The following is a 3192-nucleotide window of genomic DNA, read 5'->3' as shown; positions in this document are numbered from 1 at the left end:
GGTGCGGCGGACTCGTGCACCGGGGCGGCGTCCACGGCGGCCGGGGCCGGCGCGGGCGGGGAGCTCGCCGGGTGCGCCGCGGGCAGGGAGCTCGCCGGGTGCGTCGCGGGCGGGGCGCTGACCGGGTGCGTCGCGGGGACGGCCGGCCCCGCCGGGGCGGCGCTGGAGAGGATGTCCTGCGGGATGAGCATCAGCACGCCGGTGCCGCCGCGCGCCGACGGCCGGAACGACACCTTCAGTCCGTGCTTGCGGGCCAGCCGCCCGACCACGGCGAGCCCGAGCCGGGTGCCGGTCAGGCCGCCCAGCCCGGAGACGTCACCGGCGACCGCCCGCTCGGCCCGGCGCAGCTGCACCTCGCCCATCACCAGGCCGCTGTCCTCCACGGACACGATGACCCCGGCCGGCACCTCCTCCACGTAGACGTGGACCTCGGCGGTCGGGGGCGAGAAGTTCGCGGCGTTGTCCAGGAGTTCGGCCAGCGCGTGCATCACGCCTTCGGCCGCGTGCCCGGCGACGGCCGTCTCGCTGGCCGAGTGCACCCGCACCCGCTGGTAGCCGGCGATCCGGCCCATCGCACCGCGCAGGATCGACTCCATGGCGATCGGCCGTGCCCACCGGCGTCCCGAACGGGCTCCCGTGAGCACGGCGATGGAGTCCGCGAGCCGGCCGGCCTGGGCGGTACGGTGGTCGAGCTGGAGCAGGTCGGCCAGCACGTCCTCGTCGGTGTGCCGGTCCTCCATCGCCCGCAGGTCGGCGAGCGTGGCCGTGGCCAGGGCCTGCATGCGGGCGGCGGCGTTGGAGGTCGCGGAGACCGCGGCGGCCCGCTCCCGCCGGGCCTGCTCGGACTCGCCGGACAGCCGGGCGTTGTCCTGCCGCAGCCGGTCCAGCTCCCGGGTGTGCGCCTCCTCCAGATGAGCGCGCTCGGCCGCGGACGACTCCGTCAGCTCCGTGCGCTGACGGGACAGTTCGCCGGTCAGCCGCTGCTGCTCGCGGCGCGCCTCGTCGGTCGTACGGGCCTGCTGCTGGAGCAGCCGTCCGATCTCCTGGGTGAGGTCCTCCAGCCTGCGCCGGGCGTCGCGCGCGGCGCGCCGCGTGTGCGCGGCCGTGGCGACCGCCGCGCTGAGCACGACCGCCGCCGCGGCTCCGCCGGAGGCGAGCGCGGTACGCGCCGCGCCGGGTGCCACCGCCACGGCCGCACACACCGCGAGCGCCGAGAGCACACCGGTCACGGCGAGGGCGGAGACGAACGTACGGAGGGAAGGTCGGTCGCCGGGGTGCGTGGGCGCGGTCATCGGTCCGGTCTGGTCCTTGCGGCAGATGAGGGCAGGGTCGTACGGGCGGAAGCGTCCCACATGGTGAGACATGACTCTCGGCGGATAACTGGCGGTCACTATACGAGAGTTCGTGATCAAAACAGAAAGATTCCGTGCCGCTTCTCGCAATAGGGTGGCTATATCAGCGTGTTGACCATCAAAAAGGATGATAGGGACCTAAGGGGCCGACGGCGTGGCGCACGGTGCGCGGAGGGGCCGGCGTCCACGATGCCTTCCGTGGCTTTCGCCGGTACATGTCCCGGGCCGCCACGCCCCACCCTGTCCGCGCACCCGCCGAGGCGACGGAGGCCGAGCGCCCACATGTCCACCGCACACTGGCTCTTCGGCGACCAGCTGGGCCCCCATTTCCTCACACCGGGCGCCGACGGACCGGACCCGGACGCGACCGTGGTGATCATCGAAGCCCGCTCCGTCCTGCGCCGCCGGCGCTTCCACCGGGCGAAGGCCCACCTGGTCCTCTCCGCGATGCGGCACCGTGCCGCCGAACTCGGTGACCGCGTGCGCTACATCCGCTGCGAGACCTACCGCGAGGGACTGCTCCGCGCCGCCGGCGACGGCCCGCTGACGGTGCACCACCCCACCTCGCACGCCGCGCTGCGCTTCGTGCGCTCGCTCGGCACCGTCACCGTGCTGCCCGCCCGCGGCTACCTCACCCCGCTCGCGGACTTCCGGGCCTGGGCCGACGGCCACGGCGGGGGACACCTGCGGCAGGAGGACTTCTACCGCTGGGTCAGACGCGGCCACGACCTGCTGATGGACGGCGACACCCCCGCGGGCGGGCGGTGGAACCACGACCACGACAACCGTGAACCCCCGCCCAGGGGCACCCGGTCGCTCGGCGCCCCGGCCCCCTACCGGCCGCGCGAGGACCACATCGACGAGGAGGTACGGCACGACCTGGACCGCTGGGAACACGAGGGCCTGGTGAGCTTCGTCGGCAGGGACGGCCCACGCCGGTTCCCCGCCTCCCGGCGGGAGGCGCTGGCCGCGCTCCGCAGGTTCATCGGGTACCGGCTCGCCGGGTTCGGCCCGCACGAGGACGCGATGCTCTCGCACGACCCGGTGATGAGCCACAGCCTGCTCTCCTCGTCACTGAACCTCGGACTGCTGCACCCCGCCGAGTGCGTCGAACGCGCCGAGGACGCCTGGCGGTCGGGGCACGCACCGGTCAACAGCGTGGAGGGCTTCGTCCGCCAGATCGCCGGCTGGCGCGAGTACGTCTGGCAGCTCTACTGGTACTTCGGCGACGACTACCGCCACGCCGACGCCCTGCGCCACCGCGCGCCGCTCCCGGACTGGTTCCTCGACCTCGACGCCGACGCCGTCACCGCCCGCTGCCTGGCCACCACGCTGGCCCAGGTCCGCGACACCGGCTGGACGCACCACATCCCCCGGCTGATGCTGCTCGGCAGCTACGGCCTGCAACGCGGCTGGGACCCGCGGGCGCTGACCGACTGGTTCCACCGCTGCTTCGTCGACGGCTACGACTGGGTCATGCTGCCCAACGTCGTCGGCATGTCCCAGTACGCCGACGGCGGGCGGATGACCACCAAGCCGTACACCTCGGGCGGCGCCTACATCAACCGCATGAGCGACTTCTGCGGCGCCTGCGCCTACCGGCCCGCGGACCGGGTGGGGGAGCGGGCCTGTCCCTACACCGCCGGGTACTGGGCCTTCCTGCACCGGCACCGCTCGCGCCTGGAGCACAACCAGCGGATGGCCCAGGCCGTCCGGGGCCTGGACCGGCTCGGCGACCTCGACGAGGTGCTGCGGCAGGACCGCGAGCGCGGCCACGCCCCGCCCTGACCGCCGGTGCGCGCCGCCCGCACCCGGCCGACGGGACCGGGTACCCGGGGCC

2 protein-coding genes are annotated in these 3192 nt (G+C 74.3%); one reads left to right on the top strand and one right to left on the bottom strand.

What is annotated here, in order from left to right; genetic code table 11:
- Nucleotides 1-1292, bottom strand: a 1292-nt coding sequence (locus tag GT045_RS31895) for an ATP-binding protein (RefSeq protein WP_161336308.1), incomplete at its 3' end; no start/stop codon positions are given.
- Between the two features lie 342 nt (nt 1293-1634).
- Here GT045_RS31895 and GT045_RS31890 point away from each other — a divergent pair.
- Nucleotides 1635-3140 (top strand): cryptochrome/photolyase family protein, encoded by a 1506-nt coding sequence (locus GT045_RS31890; RefSeq protein ID WP_161336307.1) that lies wholly within the window; start codon nt 1635-1637, stop codon nt 3138-3140.
- Nucleotides 3141-3192: the final 52 nt, after the last annotated feature.

Source organism: Streptomyces sp. SID486 (genome assembly GCF_009865385.1).
Classification (GTDB): Bacteria; Actinomycetota; Actinomycetes; order Streptomycetales; family Streptomycetaceae; genus Streptomyces.
Note: the sequence above shows the minus strand (reverse complement) of the source record. Positions and strands in the feature narration are given on the sequence as shown.